The organism is Acidithiobacillus sp. TH-A117 (assembly GCF_057473465.1).
In genome coordinates, this window is sequence record NZ_JBYCKQ010000011.1 from 35843 (window position 1) to 58855 (window position 23013).

Sequence of the window (23013 nt, forward strand, 5' to 3'; positions counted from 1 at the left end):
GATGAGTATCAAATCCGATCGCTGGATTCGCCATATGGCCGAACACGAGGGCATGATTGACCCTTTTTCTCCCCGTCAGGTGCGTCATGTCGAGGGCAGTCCCATCATTTCCTACGGGCTGTCTTCCTATGGCTACGATATTCGCTGTGCCGGGGAGTTCAAGGTATTTACCAATGTCCGCAGTGCCATTGTCGATCCCAAAAATTTCAGTGAAGATTCCTTTGTGGATTTCAGCGGCGATACCTGCATCATCCCGCCCAATTCCTTTGCGCTGGCGCGTACTGTGGAGTATTTCCGCATTCCGCGTAATGTGCTGACCATTTGTCTCGGCAAAAGCACCTATGCGCGCTGTGGAATCATCGTCAATGTCACGCCTTTCGAGCCGGAATGGGAGGGTTACGTCACCCTGGAGTTCTCCAACACCACGCCCTTACCTGCCAAAATATATGCCAATGAGGGCGTCGCCCAGGTGTTGTTCCTGGAATCCGACGAAGTCTGTGAGGTTTCCTACGCGGATCGGGGCGGTAAATACCAGGGGCAAAGTGGCGTGACCCTGCCGAAAGCTTGAAGTCATTTGAGGATATACCCATGCGCAAGGCAGCATTTCTAGTACTTAATTTTGTGGGTATTTTGGTCTTGCTTTCGGGATTACTGTTCTTTTTGCAGGGGACAGGTATTTTCCCCTACCCCAAAAGCAGTTTCATGATCAACGAAACGATCTGGATTGTGCGCGGAGCCATTTTGTTTGTACTGAGCTTGGTGATTCTGTGGATTGGCCGCCGCTATCTAAAGTAGATCCATAAAGCTAAAACCTTTTTTGATGTAAGCATTATTGGCATAACCGTCTTTCTCCCAGGTGCCCTGGGGTCGTGTGCTGTCCAGCACAATCCGGTTGACCCATTTGACACTTTTGTAACCATACATTTGCGGCACCAGCAGACGCAGGGGATAACCGCCCTTGCGGAGCAAGGGTTGCCCGGAAATGTGGGTGGCGAGGATGACGCCAGGCGCCCGGGCCTGGTCGAGGGTGAGACTATCGACATACACACCATCGGCACTGTAGAAGGCCACATACCGGGCTGACGGTTGCGGTTCCAGAAGGTTCAGGAAGCGCGACAGGGCAATGCCTTGCCAGTGGACATTGTTGACGATCCAGCCGGTGACGCAATGAAAGGTTTCGATTTCCTGATCTTTACCGAGTTGATAGAGATCCGGCAGGGTGAATACCTGCGGTTTATGGATGAGCCCGGTGGTTTGCAGGCGGTAGGCGTCGGGATTGATTTCAGGGTAAGACCCCGTGTAGGTGTAGTACTCGGGGAAAACCGGAATTTTGGTATCGGCCCAGGCCATGGCTGGATATACCAGTCCCCCCGCGCTACCAGCCAGGAGTAGTCCACCTGCTGAACGTAAAAATGCACGACGATTGATTGACATGATTTTATCCTCTTTTCCAAACGGCAAATATGCGCCAAAGGGCATCGCCGCGCAGTGCATGATAAAAGGCCATGAGCACATGGCCGATCCAGAAATAGGCTAACAGGGGGGTACCCAGACGCATCAGGGTGAGTCCAAGCTGAGCGCCTCCAGGGAGATGCAAATTGCCACGCAGGACCAGCCAGCCTATAAAACCCCCAAAGGTCACCACGCTGACACCGACGAAGAAAATGGCTTGCCAGAGACTGGATAATCCCGGTTGTACGCCATGACTGGGTAACCGGCCACGCAATAGTCGAGCCATATCTTGAGCGACAGCCCGGGGCATGCGCCAAGAAAACCAGGTGCCGAGTAGATGCCGCCCCCAGGGAGTCAGTAGGTAAGTCAGCCAGGTCAGGACCAGCCAGCCGGTCAGAATCAAACCCGCCAGGACATGCAGTGGAAACCAGGTGAAGTCCGCAAACCAGAGCGCCGCCAGACTGTTCCACAGTTCAAAGGTGACGCTCAGCACCAACCCCAGGTGCAGAATTTTGGCGTATACCGGAAAATCCGCCGGAGACTCCCGTACCGGGTTGGACGATAAACTAACGGAAATGGGAATGATATCTGCCATCGCTGACCTCGCTAATAGACTTATTCCAGATTACGCGAAATCTGCGCGTCTGGATGCACCTGATTCAGAGTGGTTGCCCGGCCCTGCTGCAGATTGTGACGGATGCTCTGGGCCTGCTCCCGAATATTGGCTAGCTGGTCGTGAGACAACCGATCCAGATGCTTCCATTGCAGGGCCGTACGCGGATGTGCTCGAAATCTTTCCTCGTGGGTCTGCAGAAAATCCCAGTACAGCACCGTAAACGGGCAGGCTTTTTCACCCGTGGCCAATTTGGGCTGATAGGAGCAGCCCTGACAATGTCCGCCCATTTTTTGTAAATAGTTGCCGCTCGCTACATAGGGTTTGGAAGCCATCCAGCCACCATCGGCATATTGGGACATGCCCAACACATTGGGAAGTTCCACCCATTCCACCGCATCGACGTAAATGGCCAGAAACCAGCGATGAACAGCCTGCGGTTCCACACCCAGCAACAGGGCAAACAGGCCGGTAACCATCAGGCGTTCAATGTGGTGGGCATAGCCATGGCGCAGAGTGCGTCTTATGGTGTCTTTCAGGCAGGCCATATCGGTTTCCCCGGTCCAGTAGAAGTCCGGCAACGGCTGGTGGGCTTGCAGAACATTCTGCTCCAGCCAGTCCGGCATCTGCAGCCAGTACAGGCCATGCACGTACTCACGCCAGCCCAGCACCTGGCGGATGAATCCTTCTGCTGAGGCAATTGGCACACGACCCGCATGAAAGGCTTGCGCTACTGCCCGGACAACAGTTTCGGCGCGGAGCAGTCCCAGATTCATGGCGGCGGAGAGTCGTGAGTGATAAAGCCAGACCTGATCGGGCCAGAAAGCGTCTTGCAAGGGACCAAATGAGGCTAGACGCTGATCGATAAAGTCCTGCAGCGCCGCTTCTGCTTCCTGGGGGGTCACCGGCCAGTCAAAGTGTGCGAGGCTGCCCGGGTGCTCAGTAAACTGCGCGTCGATTTGCGCCATCACCTCAAGGGTTATCGCATCCGGCGGAAAACTCAGTGGTTCGGGAATCCAGCCCGGACCCTGAGGGCCGGGACGTTGACGGTTCTCCTGATCATAATTCCAGCGTCCGCCAACCGGTTGATTATTTTCCATGAGGATGCCGGTTTTCTGGCGAGCATAACGATACCAGAATTCCAGACGCAGCTGCCGGTAGGATTTTGCCCATTCGGCAAATTCGGAAATCGAAAATAGAAAATTGTGATGGCGGCGTTCCTGCCAGGGAATTCCCCGTCGCTCGGCACAAGTGCGCAGAGTTTCGCGTAACTGCCAGGTACCCGGTCGCAGGCTGATGATCTGCTGCGGTTGCCAGCGCTGCAGGGTGTCGTCCAATGCTTCCGCCAGGCTTTGGAAGGGGTGGGTGCCCAGAGTCAGATATTTCAGAGGAAATCCCCTTTGCCGCAAGCTTTCCGCATGATGGCGCATGGCACTGAGAAAAAGGGTGATGCGGGCTTTATGGGACCAGACGACGGTGGATTCTTCAGGTACTTCAGCCATCCAGCAGCAATCTTGTTCCGGATCAAAATCTGTGAGAACCGCGCTCTCCGGATCCAGATGATCGCCGAGAATGACGATGAGGTGACGAATGATACGCTCAGGAGCGGGCATCGGTCGGATTCCTGGCGGACCGCTTTTGTTTTCGACAGGCGGCAGAGCAATACAGTACTTCATCCCAGCAGCGTCGCCAGCGTTTGCGCCAGGCGAAGGGGCGATGACAAATCACACAGATTTTTTCTGCCATGATACGTCGAACCATTGAACTGCCTTATACAAAATAAGAAATTGTATAGTACAATATGTCTAAAGAGCTTGAGGTGCAATCCTCCTTCTTATGCGTTTTGCATCCGCAGGCGGGTAATTTGCGTATCTATTAATATTGTTGGTTACCTTTGGTTTTGCTCTGCCATGGAGTGTTGCATGCTGCGCTTGAAGGCTTATGTCTTTGATCAAGGCGTTCAGCATGCTGCTCAGCAGACAGTCTGGAATATTCGTACAAAATATGGTGTTGTAGTGTACATTTAAAAACAAGGTACAAAGGAGATTTATGCGCATTGCCATCATCGGGGCAGGCATTTCCGGTCTGGGAGCGGCCTGGATATTACGGAAAACCCATGAACTGACTGTGTTTGAGGCCGCAGATTATGCCGGTGGTCATACCCATACGGTGGATGTGCAGCACCAGGGGCTGTCGGCACCGGTGGATACGGGTTTTCTGGTATTTAATGATCGCACCTATCCCCATCTGCTGGGCCTTTTTGCTGAGCTGGATGTACCCTGGACCGCCAGCGATATGTCGCTCAGCGTGCGCCTTCCGGCACTGAATCTGGAATGGTGCGGCTCCAGTCTCGGTACCCTTTTTGCGCAAAAAAGAAATGTCCTGCGTCCCGCATTCTGGGGCATGCTCAAGGACATTCTCCGCTTCAACCGCGCCGCCCTGGCCTGGTTGAATCAGAGCGATGCGGACATCACTCTGGGAGAGTTTCTGGAGCGGGGGGCTTACGGTGACTGGTTCAAGAGCGCCTACCTGCTGCCCATGGCCGCCGCCATCTGGTCGTGTCCGACCGGGACCATGTTGGCTTATCCGGCGCGGTCTATCCTGACGTTTTATCGCAATCATGGGCTTTTGCAGATTTTTAATCGTCCGCAATGGCGGACGGTGCTGGGCGGAGGGCGTGAATATGTGCAGCGTATCATCCGGGATCTGCCGGATCTGCGTTTGAATACGCCGGTGGAAGCTTTGCGCCCCGATCGTCAGGGCGGAGTCTTGGTTCAGTACGCTGGTGGCCGAGAAGAGCACTTTGATCAGGTCATCTGTGCATTACATGGAGATCAAGCCAGAAAACTGCTGGGCGAACACTGGCCTGCCCAGAAAGCGGCGCTGGCGCATTGCCAGTATCAGGACAACATCGCGTATCTGCATGGGGATGAACACTTTTTACCCAAACGCCGCAAGGCCTGGGCGGCCTGGAATTTTCACGAAGAGGGTGTTGCTGATGCTCAGCGTTCTGTAGCAGTCACCTACCTGATCAACCAGTTGCAGCCCTTGCCTTTCACTTCACCGGTAATGGTGACCTTGAATCCGCAACAGGCACCGGATCCCGAAAAAACCTGGGCGCAGTTTCATTATGCCCATCCGGTTTTTGATCACGGGGCGCTGGCGGGTCAGGAAGCCATCCGTCGTCTGCAGGGCGCGGATGGACTCTGGTTTTGTGGCGCCTGGCTGGGTCACGGCTTTCACGAGGATGGCCTGCGCAGTGCGGTAGAAGTCGCCAATCGCATGGGTATTCGTGCGGCCTGGCAGCAACAGGAGAGTTCCGTTTCTGAACCCCGGATGGAAATATGCCCAGAACACGCCCTACGTTAACCGGTGGACTTTTGTTGGGGCGGGTCATGCACCGACGCCTGCAACCCCCGCGTCCTGCTTTTCATTATCGCACGTTCAGCATTTGCTTCGATCTGGATGCGCTGCCCCTTTTGCAAAAGGTGCTTTCACGCTTCAGTCCCCTGCGTTTTTATAATCGTGATCACGGTCCCCGGGACGGCTCTGCTTTGTTGCCCTGGATTCAGGGATGCTTTGCCGAGCAGCGGATTCCTGCCAGCCGCTATGTGCTGGTTACCTACCCACGTCTTTGGGGCTATGTATTCAATCCAGTCAGTTTTTGGTTGGGACTGGATGAAAACGACCAGATTCGCGGGGTGCTGGCAGAGGTCAATAATACTTTTGGCGAGCACCATAGTTATCTGCTCGCCCACGCAGATCGTCGGATTATTGGGCAGGGAGACTGGTTGATTGCGGACAAAGCCTTTCATGTGTCGCCGTTTTTACCTGTAGAAGGGCAATATCGTTTTCGGTTTCGCCTGCAAGAGCAGAGTTTTCATGCGGATATTCATTATCTGGATGCGGCTGGCGAACCCTGTTTGCTTACCCGGATAGCGGGAAACCGGCAGCCGCTGAGTTTGCCCAAGGTATGGAGAGCGGTGTTGCAACAGCCCTTCATGACTTTTTCCGTGGTCTTTTTTATTCACTGGCAGGCTCTGAGGCTCTGGCGTGCCCATATCCCCTTTCACAAAAAACCGGAACCCCCGCAGCAGGAGATCAGTTTATGAGCACCGTGTTTGATAATCGCCGCGTTCCTGTGAACAGGCTGCCCCGTTCTGCACAGACCTTGCTAAAAATGCTGGAAGGAATGGGTTGCGGACAGTTGACTCTGAAAACCCCGGAAGGGGAGATCATGCAGTTTCAGGGGGCAGAATCGGGCCTGCACGCCGACTGGGTCATTCATGACTGGCGCATTTTATCGTGCTTGGCTCGGGATGGAGATATCGCCTTTGGTCGCGGATACATGGAAGGCTTGTGGGAGAGCAGTGATCCGGTCGCCTTGTTGCGTCTGGCCATTGCCAATCGGGCTATGGTCGAAAAATATGTTGAAGGTTCATGGTCCCGGCGACTGATATTTACTCTTTTGAATCGTTTGCTACGCGCCAATACCCGGCGAGGTAGCCGCCGCAATATCGCTTTCCACTATGATCTGGGCAATGATTTTTATCAGCTCTGGCTGGATAACAGCATGACCTATTCCAGCGCTCTCTATGATGGAGAAGATGCCCTGAGTCTGGAGGCTGCCCAGGAAAAAAAATATGCCCGCGCCTTGAATGCATTGAATCTGGCTCCGGGAGCGCGGATTCTGGAAATTGGCTGTGGTTGGGGTGGTTTTGCCGAATATGCAGCGCGCTGCGGATATTTTGTCCATGGTATCACCCTATCCACCGAGCAGTTGGCTTTTGCCCGGGAGCGTTTAAATCGCAAGGGGCTGGATCATTTCACGGAGTTTTCTCTGACGGATTATCGCGACATGCAGGGCCATTATGACGGCATTGTCTCGATCGAAATGCTCGAAGCCGTAGGGGCTGAGTGGTGGCCCAGTTATTTTCAGCAAATTCGGCAGTTGTTGCGACGCGGCGGGCGAGCCCTGATCCAGAGTATTACCATTGCCGACGAACGCTTTTCCGCTTACCAGAAAAGCTCTGATTTTATCCGGCATTATGTCTTCCCCGGGGGTATGCTGCCTGCGCCGGCGCGACTTCTGGCAGAAATCCGTGCTGCAGGTTTGCAGATGCTTGAACGCAAAGACTTTGGTCAGGACTATGCACGGACCTTACAGCTATGGCGGCAGCAATTTGACAGGCAGGAAGAAGCCATTGAGGCGCTTGGCTATGACCCGGTTTTCCGCCGAATGTGGCGTTTTTATCTGATGTACTGCGAGGCGGGTTTTGCCGAGAGTGAAATCGATCTGACTCAGGTGACATTGTTCCATGGCTAAGCTACTCATTTTTTTGTGGGTATTGTTGCTCAGTCCGCTGGCCTGGGCAAAACCGCCCCAGGTGTCCTTGCCGGCGGCAGTGAAAACCGCCGAGCCTGATTTGCATTTGTTGGGCGCAGGACATCTGAACTGGTTATTTTTCAGCGTCTATAATGCGGCACTCTGGGTGAGCGGCAGTGATTACACGCCGACCCAGCCATTTGCATTGGGAATAGACTATGAGCGGAGCTTCAGCAGTCACGAACTGGTAAAAACTTCGCTGAAAGAAATGCGTCGGCTGGACGGTCTGAGTCCTGCGCAATTGACCCGATTTCAGACGGACCTGAAAACCGCCTTTCCGGACGTGAAATCCGGGGATCAGATTGTTGGTTTGTGCGTGCCCGGAAAATATACCGCTTTTTATTATAATGGCGTATTGCACAGTAAAATTGATGATCCGCAATTCTGTCCGGACTTTTTTGCCATCTGGCTGAGTCCCCGGACCCAGGTGCCGGGCTTGCGGAAAAATCTGCTGGGCAGGCATGAATAAAGTTCAGCGGCAGGGTATTCCTTCCTTCAGAACTCTTCTGCTTTATGCGCCCTTGGGAATGCCGCTGGCTTTTGGCGCACTGCCGGTTTATTTACTGATTCCCCATCTGTATGCCAAAAATTTTGGCCTTTCCCTGAGTTTACTGGGTATCATATTGCTGGCGGTGCGTTTGCTTGATGCCATACAGGATCCGCTGATCGGACTTTGGAGTGACCGTTGGGCAGAACATCATCAAGGGCGCCGGGTGCTGATTCTCTTGGGTATACCGGGGATGATTCTGGGTTTTTACGGACTTTTCAATCCGTGGCCGGGAATGATCTGGCTCAGCCTGTCATTATCGCTGATCATTTTTTATCTGTTTTTCAGTGTGACCAGCGTCAACTATCAGGCTTTGGGAGCAGAATTATCCCGGGATTACAATGGCCGGACCTGGCTCACCACCAGTCGTGAGGCGGGAGCCTTGGTGGGCGTACTGCTGGCTGCTGCCCTTCCGGATCTATTGATGCAGCAATGGGGCAGAGTGCATGGCCTGGAAATATTTGCGGGTATTTTTGCCCTGTTTTTGGTACTGGCCGTGCTGCCTTTGCAAAAACCCGGCATGCAGCGCCCGGTCGTTGGTGAAAGACTCCCCTGGTGGGGCTTTTTTGCAGCGCTGAAGCATAAGCCATTACGGCACCTGCTGATAATTTATTTGCTTTCACAATCCGCCAATACCGTAGCCGGAACGCTGTTTTTCTTTTTTGTGGATGAAATACTCGGCGCACATTCTCTGGCCCCCCTGTTCCTGCTGGCTTATTTCCTGTCAGGTGCCCTGGGCATGCCTTTATGGTTATGGCTATCGGGACGTTTCAGTAAAAGTCTGGCCTGGCGCCTGTCGATGTTCGTCGCCATCCTGGCATTTTTAGGTGCTTTTTTTCTTCGCTCGGGTGATGTTTGGCCCTATGCCCTGATTTGCGTGCTGACGGGGCTGACTCTGGGAGCTGATCAGGCTCTGCCACCGAGTCTTCTGGCCGACCACAGCGACCATGATAAGCGCAGTCGTCCGGGAAGTTATTTCGGTTTGTTCAATTGGGTAGGTAAAGCAGCCACCGCTTTAGGGGCCGGTTTGATATTGCCATTATTGCAAGGCTTAGGCTATTCGGCAGGACAAGATCTTTGGGCTTTATCTTTTTGTTATGCGCTGGTGCCAGCACTGATCAAAATATTGGCCATTATTCTCATGGGTGTCTGGTCCGTAGAGGGTCGGAATTCTTTGGTTCCATTATTGGGAGGTTATCATGAATAAAATACAGCAAATAGTCGGTTTATCATTGGTCATGGCCTTGGCCGGTTGCGCGACGCAGCCCCAGGAATATGCGCAAAGTCGGCCAAAGTTCGATCTGAAGACCTTTTTTAATGGCCCCCTGATGGCCCAAGGCGTATTTGAAAATCGTTCTGGTAAGGTCGTCAATCGTTTTGTGGTGCGCATGATGGGCACCTGGCAAGGTAATCAGGGTACTCTGGTGGAAAATTTCACCTATTTTGATGCCGCAGGCAAAAAAACCTATCAACAACGGGTTTGGCATCTGACTGAAACCAGTAACCATCATTTTGTGGGTAGTGCCGAAGGTTCAGCCGGCAATGTGGCCAAGGCATCTGGAGATGCCTTTGGTTTCGCTCTGCACTGGTCCTACGATGTGCGCCAACCGGTGGGCAAAACCTTTTATAACCTCCATGCCAATGACTGGATGTATATGATTACTCCGAATACGGTCATGGATCATACCGATGTGACCTGGTATGGACTACATGCCGGAAATATTTTTCTGGAAATGCACAAACTCCCTGATACCGCTGAAAATCGGGCAAAAGTAGCGGAAGTGAAATAAGTTTATTCATCGACCACGTCGATGATTTGATGCAGTTTCCGGGGTTGGTAGCGTGCCCATAGCAAACCCCGGATAAATATGATGATCACCAACAGCACAAAAAGCACGCTGGCAACACCTTCTCCCCCGGTTGGTAAAGGCCATAAACTTACTTGCAAAACTTTCAGCAGGAGCGGCAGGGAAATCCCGGAAACTATCAGGCTCAACCAGCGCCACGAGTGTTGCTGACGAAACAAAAACAGCGGCGTGGCAATGTTGGCAAGGCTGTAAATCAGCAGAAAAGCCAGTCCGGTAAAAGTGCCAAACGTGCCCACAACGGACAATATCGAAAACTGGGCAATGCTGACTACTATCGTACTGGTAATGACCAGCAGGGCCAACAAGCCCAGGGCGCGGGTCGGCGTATGGTGCAGCGGGTGGCGAAAATGCAGATAAGGGGTGATGACCTGATGCCCGGCCATACTGAATAAAATCCGGGAAATGCTGTTGAGGGTGGCAATGGTTGCGGAAAAAGCGGCGGTAGCCATGGCTAAGTCCGAGAAGATGCCCAGCCAGGGTTTGCCAATGGCCTCGGCGATGCGGTTGAGTGGTGCCGGGCTGTTGCCAATAGCCGAAGGAATATGGGAAAAAGCGAGAATTTCGATATAGGCCATGGCTACAAAAAAGATCCCCACCATGCCCACGGAAAACAGCATCACCTTGGGGATGGCGGTACGGGCCGCCCGGGTTTCTCCGGCGAGATTGCCCGCCGTTTCAAAGCCGCCATAAGCCAACAGGGACAAAATCAACGCCTGGGTAAACGGACCTTGCTGTAGTTGCGAAAAATCCCATTGATGGGGATCGCGCCAGCCGTAATGTCCCAGAGTAAAGGCGGCGATGAGGACAATGCAGGCGATCGAAAAAATCTCGACCCACAGCCCCCAACGGGCGGAAATTTCAATCCCGCGCCGTGCGAGCCGCCAGGCAACGAGTAGATAAAGCAGAGCAATCACCGCAATCCAGCCGATACCCTGAACCGGCCAAAAGAATGCCAGCGCCTGCTCCAGGAACAATCCTCCCAACAGCGGAGCGGCTGCCAGAGCACCGAAATAACCGGTAATCATGACAAAACCCGCCACCATGCCAGCGATGGGATGCAAGGCCTTGCCGAGATAAAAAAACAGGGAGCCGGGAGAAGGGAAATGCCGGGCAAGAATGCCAATTTGCACAGCCACCAGCATCATCAATAAGCCGATGACACTATAGGCCAGCCAGGTAAAATTGCCGCTGTGCATGGCCACCAACGAAATCGTCACAGCGGGCATGGCTGACGGGGTAATGTTGGCAACGGCATGCCCCCAAATTTCACCGGGGCTGACAGACGCGGCTTGGGAGCGCATGGGGATGATTACTCACGATTCGGAAATGAGCAAAAATTATAGGGGAGCCAGCCACAAAAGCGAAAGGAAGTTTACGCCGGCCAGTTTTCATACAACCAGCGCCGGCTGGGTTTGCCCTGGGGGGCTGGCGCCTGTGCCCAGAATGTCTGCTCGGGAATATGCAACAAATATGGCTCTTGCCATGCACGGATGAAAGTGGCTTTTTGCGCTTCTGATACTTTCACGACGGCACGCAAATGACGCGCCCCGGGAGCACCGAGAACAATGCTTTCTGCTTCGGGATATTGATCCATCAAGCGCGACTCTTCCACTTCGGGGCGGACGCTGTTCCCATCAGCAAGGCTGAATCCGCCGTCCTCCCGTCCTAACCAGTACAGGCAGCCATCAGGATCCTGTCGCACTTCATCACCACTGTTTCGCCAGCCTTGGGGCTGGGGCATGGGCAGCCAACCCGTCATGCCCAAATACGCATCTGCCTGTCCCGGAGATTGATAATACAGAGTTTCTCCGGCAATGGTGCATTGCACGAGGGGGTATCCCAGGATAAAAGGCGCAAACTCACCGGGGTGTCCCAGGGTAATGCCCGGCCCGGCTTCGCTTTGTCCATACCCGACCCGGAGCTTGCTGCCCTGAAGCTGTGCTGCCAGTCGGTCACCAATGGGCGCACCGCCGATGATGCCTCCCTCCAGGGCTTGTATCTGTTGCTGATCGAGCAAACGGGCAATGCGCGGAACGGTACAAAGATGGGTGCAGCCTGGAGGCGTGGAACGGCTACGCTGGGTTTCTAACTGAATGACGCTGCCCGCCATGCTGGCAGTCAGTAATTCCAGTACCCCGGCAAAAACATGCGCCCAGGGCAGGGTATTCCAGAACAGACTTTCGGTACTTGGCTGCAGTGCCGGCAAATGGGTGTCCATCTGCCATTGCAGGGCGGCAAAACTCAGACGGTAAGCGTTTCCGGCCCCCATGCTGCCCGAGCTCCACATAATTAGCGCGACATCCTGATCCTCTTGCGTATGGCCGTTACAGGGGATTTCCTGCAGACGCTGCGCTGAATAATGGATCCACAAAGCCGGTTGAAGCCTTTGCAGACGTCGCCGGGTTTCCCGGGGATGGAGTTTAGGCAAGGGGCAAAAAGTCCAGCCACCCATCCAACAAGCCAGCATGTAAGCCACATAGGCCGGACTGTTGGGAATATCGACGGCAACTCGTGCGCCGGGAAGCAGTTTGCTGCGCCGCCAGCGGGTTTTGATGCGCGCCGCTCGAGCCCATAGCGCCTGTCCGGGCCAGGCGTGACTAGCACTGTTATGGTGCCAGTCCAGGGCAAAGCCCTGATGCATGCCCGCAGCCAATCGCTGCAAAAAAGCATCGCGATCGGTCACCGTCAGGAAACCAGATCTTCGGGCATCTCTCTCAACAGGCGCCGGAGCTGATCACGAAAGTCGACGGAGATGTCCTCTTCATTCTGGCGAATTTCGCGATCAACCATCTGCAGCAGCTGCACCTGTTCGGCGCTGAGAAATTGTTGTCCATTCTGTTGAAAGGCATTGTTCAACATCTGCCAAAGGCTGTTCAGGCAAACATGATAAAGCTGTTTTTGTTCCTGGTGGATTTCCGGAAGATCGGCTACTGCGTGCAACAGCTCATCGACATACGCCAAAAAATGGGTAATCACTTTAGTTTCTGCGGGCATCGTCATCAGCCAAGATCCTCATAAAGCTGGATAATGCGATCAATGAAAATAAAAAAAAGTGGACTCTTGCGGACGTTGAAAAACATATGAACATGTGCAGAGACCGGGCGGATACGATAGGTGAATGTATAATAAAAATGGGTGTCCATGATCCCATCCTTGAGGCCTTGACGAAATCGGCCCCGAAACAGTCGGCTGGCAGTACAGGGCGCGACTTCGGTAAAAAAGTTTCGACCCAGAACGTCTATGGTGCTGAGTCCGCTGAGGCGTGATTCTGCGGCATTGAAAATTTTCACTAGAGCATGATTGTCCAGGGCAATAATGCCAAAGCCTTGTCGATCAGCCATGGTCGCGGTGATCTGTTCAGGATGGTTCAGCATATCGTCTGCAACAAAATTTTTGGCTAACATTCACGTTCCTTGGACAAAATGAGTCTGTCAGGAAGAGCGATTCCTGCGTCACTGTCTTGCCTTGCTCGCGGATTGCCCCCAGAATTTACATAACTCATAGGCATTCCTGAGTATTTGTGTGACCATGGAGTAAACAAGTTTGTACAGGAACCTCCATGGCGACGATAGAGTAGATTACTGTTCAGGATTCATATGTCAATAATACGTCATATACAAAAAGGGAACATTGGTGGATATCAGTACGGATGAGGTGGATGCGCCGCAATTTCCAATCAGTGTGGTTGAGCAGGAAACCGGTATTTCCAAAGAATTATTGCGCATGTGGGAGCGGCGTTATGCCTTTCCTGTGCCCGGTCGGGATCTGGCAGGTAACCGTTTGTACAGCCGTGCCCAGATAGACCGCTTGCACCAGATCAATCGACTGCTGGCAGCAGGCTATCGGCCGGGAGCTGTAGTCGGTGCCGATGCCCAAAAAATCGAGAATTTGGTGGCCGAAATTCCCTTGCCGTCAACAGTTCCTCGAGAGGATCCTGAAACTCTGGCAGAAGCCTTAACAATGCTCGCCTCTGATCGGCCAGAACGGTTGTTGAGTTATTTGCGTCGCCAGCTCCAGCAGGAGGGCCTGCCGCGCTTCATATTGCAGGTTGCAGCGCCGTTGTTGCAGCGCGTGGCCCGTGCCCGGCTCATGGGAGAAATTCAGCCTTATCGGGAGGCGTGTCTTCAGGAATTGTTGAGAGAATGTCTCTACGTGGCTACCAGTCAGCTTCCGGTTGGTGTAGCGCGTCTGCGGGTTTTGTTGGCGAGTTTTCCGGGGGAGGGGCGCTCCCTGGAGTTGCAGATGACCCGGGCCTTGCTGATGGGGGAGGGAGTGGATGTCCTGTTTATCGGACCGGAGCCGGAACTGGATGATCTCCTGGCGGCAGCAGAAGCCTGTCATGTTCAGGTCATTCACATGGCCATATCGGCGGCATCTGTCAACCTGCAGAACCGCGAACTTTTGCAGGATTTGCAGCAGCGTATTCCACCTGGTATTACCCTGTGGTTGGGTGGGAGTGGCTGTCTGGAACTGGGAGTGGCAGGGGATGAATCCTGTTTTGTGCGCCTGCAGGATATGTTGAAGGCAATACGCGAATGGTCGTGAAATTTTCCTTTGACTAGCTTTTGTCCAGTACAAAAGCTTGACAGCATAACGGGCATGTTCTAAATTTCAACCATCAGTTGAATTCCAGGAGCGTGTCATGGCAAATACCGATTCAGTATTAGTTGTAGGGGCAGGTCCGGCGGGTCTTTCTGCAGCAGCAACGATAGCTTCCATGGGCAAAAAAGCGGTCATCATCGAAAAAGAAGATGTCCTGGGCGGGGCACCCATCATATCCGGATATGCCCGTTTGGTGCCTTCCGGCGAATGGGCTAAGGATGCTATTGGTCGTATGGTCAGCAGGGTAACGGGCAACAAAAATGTTTCCATTCACACCTCTACCAAAGTGACTGATTTCAGTGGCGAACCCGGTCAATTTACAGCAACTTTGAGTTCTGGAGAAAAAGTTGAAGCAGGTGCGGTGGTTCTCGCTACAGGATTTACGCATTTTGATTCCATTAACAAACCGGAGTGGGGGTTTGGCACTTACGAAGATGTGTTGACCACTACCCAGATGGAACAAATGGTAGCAACGGGGCAGATACGCTGTCCCTCAGATGGGCGGGTTCCTGAGCGTGTGGCTATTTTGCTTTGCGTAGGCTCTCGTGACCGGCAAATCGGCAGAGAATGGTGTTCCAAGATCTGTTGCACTGTATCTACCAATCTTGCCATGGAAATCAAGGAAATATCTCCAACCACTGATGTATTTATTTATTATATGGATATTCGTACTTTCGGATTGTACGAAGACAAGTTTTACTGGAAAAGCCAAGAAGAGTTCAAGACAAAATTTGTGAAAGCCCGCATTGCTGAAGTAACCAAATCTCCTGATGGTCGTTTATTGGTTAAAGGCGAAGACACATTGGTCAAAAGACCCATCGTCATCCCCATGGATATGGTGGTTCACGCCATAGGTATGGACCCTAATGCACTCAACCCGGAAATTTCCAAGGTTTTTGGCATCGGTCTGGAAAAACACGGTTTCATTGATCGTGCAGAACAATACACCAATACCCAGGGAACAACACGTAGAGGAATCTACGTATGTGGCGCAGCAACTGGTCCGGAAACTATTGATGATTCCATGGCCCAAGGCCAATCGGCCGGTGCCCGGGCGGTTGCCGATCTATACCAGCTCTTGGCTGTCTCAGCTTGATCTATTGATTTTGAATTTCGCATTTTAGTTTCTGGTGGCCTTGAGGGATGCTTTGCATCCCTCTTTTTTGCTGTATAACGGTTATAATTTCCTGGATACTCTTATTTGACAGACAGGCACATCATGAAAAAATATGCGTCAACTCTTCCCCTATTTCAGCTTCATCATTTTTTTAATGGGCCTTCTGTAGCTACGGGTATATTCCAGGATCGCTCCGGTAAGGTTGTCAATCGCTTTATTATGCATTTGCTGGGCACTTGGCAGAGCGAATCGGTTGGCTCACTCAGTGAAAAATTTCTGTTTCTGGATAATGACGGTAAAGCGACACATGCAGAACGCCTGTGGCAGTTGCAAGTCACTGGAGAGCATACCTTTGCCGCGACGGCACAAGGTTCTGCGGGAGATATTGTGGGCGTTGCCCAGGGCGAAGCCGAGGGATTTGCCATGCGCTGGCGTTATACGCTGCGACAGCCTGTGGGTAAGCGATTTTTTAATCTGCGGGTAGATGACTGGATGTATCTGATCGATAAAGATCACGTCATTAATCGCAGTAAAATGCGCTTCTGGGGTTTTTTTGTGGGAGACGTCAGTATTGAAATTCATCGCCTCGCAGATACACCGGAAAATCGTGAAATCATGATGCAGTTGCCCCGCCTGGGCGATCCGGTACCCGTATGAGTAGCTACTGGCAGGGCAAACGTTGTTGGCTCGTTGGTGCCAGTACCGGCATTGGCGCGGCTTGTGCCAAGGCTCTAAATGACCAGGGAGCAAAAATTGCCCTGACGGCGCGTAATCCCGACAAACTCGGACAGCTCGCCAGCCAGCTGGGCAATGAGCCCTTGATCTGTCCCGCTGATGTGACCCAAACAGAGCAGCTACAAAAAGCCTATACAGTCATTAAACAGCAATGGGGCGGCCTGGATCTCCTGCTATTTCTGGCTGGGACCTATCAAGCATCACGGAGCTGGGATCTGGAGCCGGCGTTAGCACGACAGGCTGTGACGACCAATTACCTGGGGGCCGTGGACGCGGTACATGCTGTACTGGGGGATTTACTGATAGCAGGACAGGGGCAGATTGTTTTGACTTCGAGTGTTGCCGGACTGCGAGGATTGCCACAATCTCTTTACTACGGACCAAGCAAGGCCGCATTAACCCATTTTGCCGAAGTGCTTCACCTCGATCTGGAAGGTAAAGGCATTAAGGTTCAGGTGATTCATCCTGGTTTTGTTGCCACTCCGCTAACGGCCCATAATGATTTTCCCATGCCCAATCTGATCAGCCCCGAGCAGGCGGCCGGAGAAATTTTGGCGGGGATGCAAGGCAAGCATTTTGAAATACATTTTCCCCGCGCTTTCACGCGAAAACTCAAATTGCTGAGGTGTCTGCCCTATCGCTGGTATTTTTCTCTGATCCATCGTTCCACGGGTTTATAACTCAGCTTGTCACCAATGGCCGAATGGCGGTGAACCCACCATCGACCGATAGTATCTGGCCGGTAATTTGTCGCTGCCGCAGTAAAAAGATAATGGCTTCAGATAGTTGCATCGGATCAATTAATGCTCCTAGTGGGTATTGTCGTTGCGCCATTTCCCGACTTTGGGGATTCCTTAAAATATGGCTTGCTGCTGAGCTATCCATCAGTCCGGAACGAACTGCATTAATGCAGATACCGTCGCGAGCATGGGTGGCTGCGGCTGCCATGACCAGGGACTCAAGACCACCTTTGGCAGCAGCGACGGCCTCATGAAAAGCGACGCCGATGTCAGCTACTACGGAAGACACAAAAACAGCATTACCTTCAGTATGATTTTTACGCAGGAGAGCCACAAAAGCCTTGAGCATGAAAAATGCGGAATCCAGATTTGCTGCCAGGCATTGCCGATATTGAGTTTCAGAAGTCTGGGCGAGGCCTGCAAGTAAAAATGAACCTGCCAGATGCACAAGATACTCCGGCGTTTCGTTACGCTCCCTGAAAAACTGCGTCACCATATCCACCCCGGCCACGCTTGAAACATCAGCTTGGATTCGGGTGATATCTGCTGTTTCTGGCAGGGTAAAATCTTCCTTGCGGCTCACCGCCAATATTTGCCATTCATGTTTTGCCGCTAATGGTATGAATACATCAGCCAAGGCGCCGGAAGCACCCGTCACGATCATCCAGGGTTTCATCGACTTCTCCCAAAAAAAGTGGTCATTATTTCTGGTGGAAAAGTCATGTAGTTATGCTCTGTCCCTATAGGATATAGGGAATTCGGTAATGAAGTAAGATGATGTTGGACATGCTGCCGGGAAATTCTTGGAGCACCTTATCTTTCAATGATAGGAGCATGCTGAGAGGGGGCGGTGGCAATGATCACTTATATCCCCGAGCATTTTACCGTTATCATAAGGGCCAACTGAATCCAACAACACTCCAGAACACATAGAGGACGCCAGGGCGTGACAGAAACCATCAGCCGCAGTGATCGCGGAAAAAAGAACATGCGGGTGACCCTGATGGGGGCGGGCACCAATCTGGTGCTGTTTTTCACCAAGCTGGCGGGCGGAATTTTCGGCCACTCGGACGCCTTGGTGGCCGATGCGGTCCATTCTTTGTCGGATCTGCTCTCGGATCTGGGCCTGATTCTGGCCATGCACTTCAGCAGCCAGCCGCCGGACCATGAGCATCCTTACGGGCACGAGCGTTTCGAAACCCTGGCAGCGTTGGGTACGGGCACGCTGTTGGCGGTCAATGGTGCGGGCATTGGCTATGAGGCGGTACAACGGTTGGTTATCGGGCATTATGGCATGCCCGCTGTCTGGACCCTGTATATTGCCGCATTTGCCATCGTGGCCAAGGAATCCCTGTACCAGATCACCATTCGGGTGGCCCGTAAAACCCGCTCTGCCGCACTCCGGGCGAATGCCTGGGATCATCGTACCGACGCGATTTCCAGCGTGATCGTGTTGATTGGTATCGGCGGAAGTCTCCTCGGCGCTCCTTATCTGGATTCGGTGGTTGCCCTTATTGTTGCGCTGATGGTGCTGCGTATTGGTGTTGTGACCGCCTGGGAGGCGTTGCAGGAGCTGGCTGACCGGGGTCTGGACGATGCCACTCTGACGCAAATCCGCGAAATCATAATGGGTTGCGAAGGGGTGCGCGACCTGCATCTGCTCAAGACCCGCAAAGTAGGACATCAGGCCCTGGTCGAGGTGCATCTACAGGTAACCAATCCGCTGCTCAGCGTTTCCGAAGGGCACCAGATTGCCGAACGGGTGCGGATGTCCCTGCTGCGGGCGGTGGATGATCTGGTGGATGCTACCATCCATATTGACAGCGAAAATGATGAAGAGGGTGGTGCGGTATTGCCGCCACGGAGTGAAATTGAAAAAGCGGTGGAATCCGGATTGTTGGCCCGAAACTTGCGTCATCCACAACAGATGACCCTGCATTATCTGAAAGAAGGCGTGGTAGTTTGCCTGCGCTATCCTTTTCCGGCAGGGGCAACTCTGCAAACATTGGAGGCTGAGGAAAAGCAGATTAAGGACGCCTTGCAGGGTAAGATAGCTGGCTTGCAGCGGGTGGATGTGGCCTGGCAGACACCGGTTCAGCCAGGGTGATGAGGAGCTATGCACAAATTTGGTGCAAGGTGTTTGATTGCACTGTTATGGGGTGCTAGTTTGGTGCAATAATCCATCGGAATTTGGTGAGCGCTGGCTTTGAGGTTGGTATCAGTTTTGCTAGATTTTGCTGAGTTACTGGTATTCAGGTCGTAGATATTTCTTGATTGGAGGAAATGCAGATGGGTCATAGCCCGAAAGATGTACTGAAGTTGATCAAAGAAAAAGATGTCAAGTTCATTGATTTCCGCTTTACCGATACCAAGGGCAAGGAACAGCATGTGTCCGTCCCTTCCCACACCATGGAAGAAGATACCTTCGTGGAAGGCAAGGCCTTTGATGGTTCCTCTATCACCGGCTGGAAAGGCATCAATGAATCCGACATGATTCTGCTTCCCGATCCTGATTCAGCGGTGCTGGATCCCTTCACCGATGAAGCGACTCTGAATATCCGGTGTGATGTGATCGAACCCGCCACCGGCCAGGGTTACGAGCGCGATCCCCGTTCGGTGGCCAAGCGCGCTGAAGCCTACCTGAAAAGCACGGGCATTGCCGATACTGCCTATTTTGGTCCGGAAAACGAATTTTTCGTCTTTGATTCCGTAACCTGGAACATCGACATGAGTGGCTGCGGATACAAGGTGGATGCCGAGGAGGCCGCCTGGAATTCCGGCAAGGAATATGAGTCCGGCAACATGGGGCACCGTCCCGGCGTCAAGGGCGGATATTTCCCGGTCCCCCCGGTGGACTCTGCTCAGGATCTGCGTTCTGCCATGTGTCTGGCCCTGGAAGAAATGGGTTTGAAGGTGGAAGTGCATCACCACGAAGTGGCGACCGCCGGTCAGCACGAAATCGGCGTGGGCTTCAGCACCCTGACCCGCAAGGCGGATGAAGTACAGATTCTGAAATATGTCGTCCACAATGTGGCGGCAGCTTATGGTCAGACGGCCACTTTCATGCCCAAGCCCATTGTTGGAGATAACGGCAGCGGTATGCATGTCCACCAGTCTCTGGCCAAGGACGGCAAGAATCTGTTTGCAGGCGACCTCTACGGCGGTCTGTCAGAGCTGGCGCTGTACTACATTGGCGGTATCATCAAGCATGCCAAGGCCATCAATGCCCTGACCAATCCCAGCACCAACAGCTACAAGCGTCTGGTTCCCCACTACGAAGCCCCGGTGTTGCTGGCCTATTCGGCCAAGAACCGTTCTGCTTCCATCCGCATTCCCTTCGTCAACAGTCCCAAAGCCCGGCGTATCGAAGTCCGTTTCCCGGATTCCACCGCCAACCCCTATCTGGCTTTTGCGGCCATGATGATGGCCGGACTCGACGGTATCCAGAACAAGATTCATCCCGGCGATGCCATGGACAAGAATCTCTATGATCTGCCCGCCGAAGAACAGGCCAACATTCCGGGTGTCGCTGCTTCTCTGGAAGAAGCCTTGCGGGCTCTGGAAGCGGACCACGAGTTCCTGATGAAGGGCAATGTGTTCTCCCAAAGCTGGCTGGAAGGTTATCTGGATGTGAAATGGGCGGAGGTGCAGGCCCTGCGCGTCACCACCCATCCGGTGGAATTCCAGATGTACTACAGCCTCTGAGCAGAAGCGGGCGATTCTGCCCGCTGTTGTGTACCAGTAAAAGCCTCGCAATTTGCGGGGCTTTTTTCTTGATGCCTTGACAAGGGCCCGGGGGGCGACCATATAAGTTCGGCTGAATGATGTGGAGAGGTGGCGGGATGAAAAATGCAGGAATCAGGAGTGGAATGCCTAATTTTGTAGGCCGCAGCGTCATGCTCGGTTTGTTGCTGACCGGGATTCTCACGGTGCAGGCAACGGCAGAAACCATTTATCGCTGGGTGGGCAGTAATGGGGTGGTGAGTTATGGAGAAAATCCTCCTGCCGGAGCACGGGGCGTCGAGCAGATTGCCGGCGCTCCCCAGCAGTCGGTAAGCACCCCGGCAGCGGCCGCCGCGCAGCGTCCGCCAGCCATGACTGCGCCGGTGCAGCCCGCACCCGCAAAGCCGGTCATGAATCGGGCTAACCCTGCCCATCAACAGCTGGAAGCCGAACTGGCTGCAGCCCGTTTGCAGTTGCTGCAGGCTACCCATAATTATCAGCAGGGCAAGGCAATCCGCACGGGCAATGAACGTAATTATGCCCGCTATCTGCAACGGGTGAATGGCTTGAAGCAAGTCATGGATAGCGCCCAGTTGCGGGTTTTATTGTTGCAGCATCAACTGGAGCAGCTATCGGAAAGTCCTGCGGCCAGCGCTACGCCAGCTAATCAGGCGCACTGATTCCAGCTGATACGGTTGTTCCGGGAGCGATTCCGTAACATTGGAAAAAAATCGGGATAGACCGGCCACGTCTTCGTGGCTTAAGATAGCAAACTGGATAAAGACCTTCAGGGAGATCAGATGCCACGTTTCTTGCTCAGTAACGATGACGGATATCTGGCACCGGGACTGGCAGCACTGGCTCAAGCAATCACTCCTCTGGGTGAGGTGGAAGTCCTGGCTCCCGAGCAGGATCGCAGCGGTGCCAGTAATTCCCTGACCCTCGACCGTCCCCTGCGGATGCGTACCGGCCTCAATGGTTTCCACTATCTGGTGGGGGGGACGCCCACGGATTGTGTACATCTGGCAGTAACCGGGCTTTTTGCCGAATCGCCTGACATGGTGGTGTCCGGTATCAACCGGGGTGCCAACATGGGGGATGATGTATTGTATTCGGGGACCGTTGCGGCGGCGACTGAAGGGCGTTTTCTGGGCTTGCCTGCCATTGCGGTTTCTTTGGCCGGGCGGGATTGCAGCCATTTTGAAACGGCTGCCCGGGTTGCAGCGCGTCTGGTGACCGGTGTGCTCAGTCATGCCTTGCCTGCCGATACCATCCTCAATGTGAATGTGCCCGATCTGCCCTATGAGCAATTACGGGGCTTTGAGGTCACCCGTCTGGGGCGGCGGCATAAAAGCGACATGGTGATACCGGCTGCAGATCCACGTGGCGATCCGGTCTATTGGATCGGCCCCTCAGGTCGGGAAGCCGATGCCGGACCGGGTACGGATTTTGATGCGGTTCGCAGAGGCTATGTCTCCATTACCCCGCTGGATCTGGATATGACCCGCTACAATTTTCTTGATGGTTTGAGTCAGTGGCTGCGCACCTGCCAGTCCTGAGCCCTGAAGTAGGAATGATTTCCCCTCGCACCCGGGGGAGAATGGTGCTGCGCTTGCGGGCGGCGGGCATTCGCGATGAGCGGGTGCTGGACGTGATGAATCAGGTGCCGCGCCATCAGTTTGTTGCCCAGGCTCTGGCGGGCAGGGCTTACGAACTGGTTTCCCTGCCTATCGGCTATGGCCAGACCATCTCCCAGCCCTGGACCGTGGCGCGAATGATGGAAGCTATCCTTGAAAACAACGCGGTTCCCCGGCGGATTCTGGAAATCGGCACCGGATCGGCTTACCAGACGGCGCTTTTAGCCGAACTGGGCGCGGAAGTGTTCAGTGTGGAGCGGATAGGTCCACTACATCACCATGCCGAGAAACTGCTGACACGAATGGGATACACCCAGGTCCATCTATTGCATGGTGACGGCAGCGGCGGCTGGGCGGAGCAGGCTCCCTATGATGCCATTGTCATTACAGCTGCGGTTCCCTGTGCCCTGGCGCCTTTATATCGTCAGCTGCGACCCGGTGGCCGCCTGGTGATGCCGGTGGAAGAAGAGGGTAGGCAGCATTTGCAGGTCAGTCATTGGGATGGCCAGGAAGCCCGGATTAGCCCACTGGGCGATTGTTTTTTTGTGCCCTTGCTGACGGGCACCGTTTCGTTGGTCTCTGGAGAGTGTTAA

At 53.6% G+C, this 23013-nt stretch carries 26 protein-coding genes; 17 read left to right on the forward strand and 9 right to left on the reverse strand.

Annotated elements, in window-relative coordinates:
* Position 1 precedes the first annotated feature (1 nt).
* Together dcd and AC2VLR_RS02010 are read left to right on the forward strand one after the other, a co-directional pair.
* On the forward strand, positions 2–568 hold the full coding sequence (gene dcd / locus AC2VLR_RS02005; RefSeq protein ID WP_486880633.1) for a dCTP deaminase: 567 nt from the start codon (positions 2–4) through the stop codon (positions 566–568).
* A 20-nt stretch (positions 569–588) separates the two neighbouring features.
* Positions 589–795, forward strand: coding sequence for a hypothetical protein (locus AC2VLR_RS02010; protein ID WP_486880634.1), 207 nt, complete (start codon positions 589–591; stop codon positions 793–795).
* On the opposite strand, the gene AC2VLR_RS02015 is transcribed toward AC2VLR_RS02010, so the two are convergent.
* From AC2VLR_RS02015 to AC2VLR_RS02030, 4 genes are read right to left on the reverse strand one after another with little or no spacing between them, the layout of a single operon-like run.
* Complete coding sequence (locus AC2VLR_RS02015) at positions 787–1434, reverse strand: molybdopterin-dependent oxidoreductase (protein WP_486880635.1); 648 nt, start codon at positions 1432–1434, stop codon at positions 787–789. The two genes, AC2VLR_RS02010 and AC2VLR_RS02015, sit on opposite strands and share 9 nt — an antisense overlap.
* 4 nt (positions 1435–1438) lie before the next feature.
* Positions 1439–2047 (reverse strand): hypothetical protein, encoded by a 609-nt coding sequence (locus tag AC2VLR_RS02020; RefSeq protein WP_486880636.1) that lies wholly within the window; start codon positions 2045–2047, stop codon positions 1439–1441.
* Positions 2048–2067: 20 nt separating this feature from the next.
* A complete protein-coding gene (locus AC2VLR_RS02025) occupies positions 2068–3678 on the reverse strand; it encodes a cryptochrome/photolyase family protein (RefSeq protein WP_486880637.1) in 1611 nt (536 codons plus the stop codon).
* Positions 3665–3826, reverse strand: a complete 162-nt coding sequence (locus AC2VLR_RS02030) for a DUF2256 domain-containing protein (protein WP_486880638.1) — start codon at positions 3824–3826, stop codon at positions 3665–3667. The genes AC2VLR_RS02025 and AC2VLR_RS02030 overlap by 14 nt, the downstream gene beginning before the upstream one ends.
* Positions 3827–4114: 288 nt before the next feature.
* Here AC2VLR_RS02030 and AC2VLR_RS02035 point away from each other — a divergent pair, with 288 nt between their 5' ends.
* From AC2VLR_RS02035 to AC2VLR_RS02060, 6 genes are read left to right on the forward strand one after another with little or no spacing between them, the layout of a single operon-like run.
* Complete coding sequence (locus AC2VLR_RS02035) at positions 4115–5434, forward strand: NAD(P)/FAD-dependent oxidoreductase (RefSeq protein ID WP_486880639.1); 1320 nt, start codon at positions 4115–4117, stop codon at positions 5432–5434.
* On the forward strand, positions 5410–6177 hold the full coding sequence (locus tag AC2VLR_RS02040) for a DUF1365 domain-containing protein (RefSeq protein WP_486880640.1): 768 nt from the start codon (positions 5410–5412) through the stop codon (positions 6175–6177). The genes AC2VLR_RS02035 and AC2VLR_RS02040 overlap by 25 nt, the downstream gene beginning before the upstream one ends.
* Positions 6174–7391: a class I SAM-dependent methyltransferase gene (locus AC2VLR_RS02045; RefSeq protein WP_486880641.1), complete on the forward strand. Its 1218-nt coding sequence runs from the start codon at positions 6174–6176 to the stop codon at positions 7389–7391. The genes AC2VLR_RS02040 and AC2VLR_RS02045 overlap by 4 nt, the downstream gene beginning before the upstream one ends.
* Positions 7384–7920: a chalcone isomerase family protein gene (locus AC2VLR_RS02050; RefSeq protein WP_486880642.1), complete on the forward strand. Its 537-nt coding sequence runs from the start codon at positions 7384–7386 to the stop codon at positions 7918–7920. The genes AC2VLR_RS02045 and AC2VLR_RS02050 overlap by 8 nt, the downstream gene beginning before the upstream one ends.
* Positions 7913–9205 (forward strand): MFS transporter, encoded by a 1293-nt coding sequence (locus AC2VLR_RS02055; RefSeq protein WP_486880643.1) that lies wholly within the window; start codon positions 7913–7915, stop codon positions 9203–9205. Before AC2VLR_RS02050 ends, AC2VLR_RS02055 begins: the two co-directional genes overlap by 8 nt.
* On the forward strand, positions 9198–9788 hold the full coding sequence (locus tag AC2VLR_RS02060) for a DUF3833 family protein (protein WP_215842661.1): 591 nt from the start codon (positions 9198–9200) through the stop codon (positions 9786–9788). The genes AC2VLR_RS02055 and AC2VLR_RS02060 overlap by 8 nt, the downstream gene beginning before the upstream one ends.
* 2 nt (positions 9789–9790) lie before the next feature.
* Here AC2VLR_RS02060 and AC2VLR_RS02065 read toward each other — a convergent pair whose 3' ends face one another.
* The 4 genes from AC2VLR_RS02065 to AC2VLR_RS02080 all read right to left on the reverse strand — a co-directional run bounded on the left by AC2VLR_RS02065 (position 9791) and on the right by AC2VLR_RS02080 (position 13270).
* On the reverse strand, positions 9791–11167 hold the full coding sequence (locus tag AC2VLR_RS02065; RefSeq protein WP_486880644.1) for an APC family permease: 1377 nt from the start codon (positions 11165–11167) through the stop codon (positions 9791–9793).
* Between the two features lie 71 nt (positions 11168–11238).
* Positions 11239–12549 (reverse strand): AMP-binding protein, encoded by a 1311-nt coding sequence (locus tag AC2VLR_RS02070; RefSeq protein ID WP_486880645.1) that lies wholly within the window; start codon positions 12547–12549, stop codon positions 11239–11241.
* 2 nt (positions 12550–12551) lie between these two features.
* Complete coding sequence (locus tag AC2VLR_RS02075) at positions 12552–12866, reverse strand: hypothetical protein (protein ID WP_486880646.1); 315 nt, start codon at positions 12864–12866, stop codon at positions 12552–12554.
* Positions 12866–13270: a PAS domain-containing protein gene (locus AC2VLR_RS02080; RefSeq protein WP_486880647.1), complete on the reverse strand. Its 405-nt coding sequence runs from the start codon at positions 13268–13270 to the stop codon at positions 12866–12868. Before AC2VLR_RS02080 ends, AC2VLR_RS02075 begins: the two co-directional genes overlap by 1 nt.
* 229 nt (positions 13271–13499) lie before the next feature.
* On the opposite strand from AC2VLR_RS02080, the gene AC2VLR_RS02085 reads away from it, so the two are divergent.
* From AC2VLR_RS02085 to AC2VLR_RS02100, 4 genes are all read left to right on the forward strand, one after another.
* A complete protein-coding gene (locus tag AC2VLR_RS02085; protein ID WP_486880648.1) occupies positions 13500–14411 on the forward strand; it encodes a MerR family transcriptional regulator in 912 nt (303 codons plus the stop codon).
* A gap of 97 nt (positions 14412–14508) precedes the next feature.
* Positions 14509–15564, forward strand: coding sequence for a CoB--CoM heterodisulfide reductase iron-sulfur subunit A family protein (locus AC2VLR_RS02090; RefSeq protein ID WP_215842667.1), 1056 nt, complete (start codon positions 14509–14511; stop codon positions 15562–15564).
* 123 nt (positions 15565–15687) lie between these two features.
* On the forward strand, positions 15688–16242 hold the full coding sequence (locus tag AC2VLR_RS02095; RefSeq protein WP_486880649.1) for a DUF3833 family protein: 555 nt from the start codon (positions 15688–15690) through the stop codon (positions 16240–16242).
* Positions 16239–17000 carry an SDR family NAD(P)-dependent oxidoreductase gene (locus tag AC2VLR_RS02100; RefSeq protein ID WP_486880651.1) on the forward strand — a complete coding sequence of 254 codons (762 nt, stop codon included), beginning with the start codon at positions 16239–16241 and terminating at the stop codon, positions 16998–17000. The genes AC2VLR_RS02095 and AC2VLR_RS02100 overlap by 4 nt, the downstream gene beginning before the upstream one ends.
* A 1-nt stretch (position 17001) precedes the next feature.
* Here the strand turns inward: AC2VLR_RS02100 and AC2VLR_RS02105 are convergent, their stop codons facing one another.
* The gene (locus tag AC2VLR_RS02105; RefSeq protein ID WP_486880652.1) at positions 17002–17736 is read right to left on the reverse strand and encodes an SDR family NAD(P)-dependent oxidoreductase; all 735 of its coding nucleotides are present in this window, start codon (positions 17734–17736) and stop codon (positions 17002–17004) included.
* 270 nt (positions 17737–18006) lie between these two features.
* Here AC2VLR_RS02105 and AC2VLR_RS02110 point away from each other — a divergent pair, with 270 nt between their 5' ends.
* The 5 genes from AC2VLR_RS02110 to AC2VLR_RS02130 all read left to right on the forward strand — a co-directional run bounded on the left by AC2VLR_RS02110 (position 18007) and on the right by AC2VLR_RS02130 (position 23013).
* Complete coding sequence (locus tag AC2VLR_RS02110; RefSeq protein WP_486880653.1) at positions 18007–19167, forward strand: cation diffusion facilitator family transporter; 1161 nt, start codon at positions 18007–18009, stop codon at positions 19165–19167.
* A 182-nt stretch (positions 19168–19349) separates the two neighbouring features.
* Positions 19350–20765 carry a glutamate--ammonia ligase gene (gene glnA / locus AC2VLR_RS02115; protein WP_215842672.1) on the forward strand — a complete coding sequence of 472 codons (1416 nt, stop codon included), beginning with the start codon at positions 19350–19352 and terminating at the stop codon, positions 20763–20765.
* A gap of 164 nt (positions 20766–20929) precedes the next feature.
* Positions 20930–21463, forward strand: a complete 534-nt coding sequence (locus AC2VLR_RS02120) for a DUF4124 domain-containing protein (RefSeq protein ID WP_486880654.1) — start codon at positions 20930–20932, stop codon at positions 21461–21463.
* Between the two features lie 120 nt (positions 21464–21583).
* A complete protein-coding gene (gene surE / locus AC2VLR_RS02125; RefSeq protein ID WP_215842674.1) occupies positions 21584–22342 on the forward strand; it encodes a 5'/3'-nucleotidase SurE in 759 nt (252 codons plus the stop codon).
* Between the two features lie 14 nt (positions 22343–22356).
* Positions 22357–23013 carry a protein-L-isoaspartate(D-aspartate) O-methyltransferase gene (locus AC2VLR_RS02130; RefSeq protein ID WP_486880655.1) on the forward strand — a complete coding sequence of 219 codons (657 nt, stop codon included), beginning with the start codon at positions 22357–22359 and terminating at the stop codon, positions 23011–23013.

Coding starts and splice junctions, on each gene's coding strand:
- dcd (WP_486880633.1), top strand. CDS start 2: ATGAGTATCAAATCCGATCGCTGGATTCGCCATATGGCCGAACACGAG.
- AC2VLR_RS02010 (WP_486880634.1), top strand. CDS start 589: ATGCGCAAGGCAGCATTTCTAGTACTTAATTTTGTGGGTATTTTGGTC.
- AC2VLR_RS02015 (WP_486880635.1), bottom strand. CDS start 1,434: ATGTCAATCAATCGTCGTGCATTTTTACGTTCAGCAGGTGGACTACTC.
- AC2VLR_RS02020 (WP_486880636.1), bottom strand. CDS start 2,047: ATGGCAGATATCATTCCCATTTCCGTTAGTTTATCGTCCAACCCGGTA.
- AC2VLR_RS02025 (WP_486880637.1), bottom strand. CDS start 3,678: ATGCCCGCTCCTGAGCGTATCATTCGTCACCTCATCGTCATTCTCGGC.
- AC2VLR_RS02030 (WP_486880638.1), bottom strand. CDS start 3,826: ATGGTTCGACGTATCATGGCAGAAAAAATCTGTGTGATTTGTCATCGC.
- AC2VLR_RS02035 (WP_486880639.1), top strand. CDS start 4,115: ATGCGCATTGCCATCATCGGGGCAGGCATTTCCGGTCTGGGAGCGGCC.
- AC2VLR_RS02040 (WP_486880640.1), top strand. CDS start 5,410: ATGCCCAGAACACGCCCTACGTTAACCGGTGGACTTTTGTTGGGGCGG.
- AC2VLR_RS02045 (WP_486880641.1), top strand. CDS start 6,174: ATGAGCACCGTGTTTGATAATCGCCGCGTTCCTGTGAACAGGCTGCCC.
- AC2VLR_RS02050 (WP_486880642.1), top strand. CDS start 7,384: ATGGCTAAGCTACTCATTTTTTTGTGGGTATTGTTGCTCAGTCCGCTG.
- AC2VLR_RS02055 (WP_486880643.1), top strand. CDS start 7,913: ATGAATAAAGTTCAGCGGCAGGGTATTCCTTCCTTCAGAACTCTTCTG.
- AC2VLR_RS02060 (WP_215842661.1), top strand. CDS start 9,198: ATGAATAAAATACAGCAAATAGTCGGTTTATCATTGGTCATGGCCTTG.
- AC2VLR_RS02065 (WP_486880644.1), bottom strand. CDS start 11,167: ATGCGCTCCCAAGCCGCGTCTGTCAGCCCCGGTGAAATTTGGGGGCAT.
- AC2VLR_RS02075 (WP_486880646.1), bottom strand. CDS start 12,866: ATGACGATGCCCGCAGAAACTAAAGTGATTACCCATTTTTTGGCGTAT.
- AC2VLR_RS02080 (WP_486880647.1), bottom strand. CDS start 13,270: ATGTTAGCCAAAAATTTTGTTGCAGACGATATGCTGAACCATCCTGAA.
- AC2VLR_RS02090 (WP_215842667.1), top strand. CDS start 14,509: ATGGCAAATACCGATTCAGTATTAGTTGTAGGGGCAGGTCCGGCGGGT.
- AC2VLR_RS02095 (WP_486880649.1), top strand. CDS start 15,688: ATGAAAAAATATGCGTCAACTCTTCCCCTATTTCAGCTTCATCATTTT.
- AC2VLR_RS02100 (WP_486880651.1), top strand. CDS start 16,239: ATGAGTAGCTACTGGCAGGGCAAACGTTGTTGGCTCGTTGGTGCCAGT.
- AC2VLR_RS02105 (WP_486880652.1), bottom strand. CDS start 17,736: ATGAAACCCTGGATGATCGTGACGGGTGCTTCCGGCGCCTTGGCTGAT.
- glnA (WP_215842672.1), top strand. CDS start 19,350: ATGGGTCATAGCCCGAAAGATGTACTGAAGTTGATCAAAGAAAAAGAT.
- AC2VLR_RS02120 (WP_486880654.1), top strand. CDS start 20,930: ATGCCTAATTTTGTAGGCCGCAGCGTCATGCTCGGTTTGTTGCTGACC.
- surE (WP_215842674.1), top strand. CDS start 21,584: ATGCCACGTTTCTTGCTCAGTAACGATGACGGATATCTGGCACCGGGA.
- AC2VLR_RS02130 (WP_486880655.1), top strand. CDS start 22,357: ATGATTTCCCCTCGCACCCGGGGGAGAATGGTGCTGCGCTTGCGGGCG.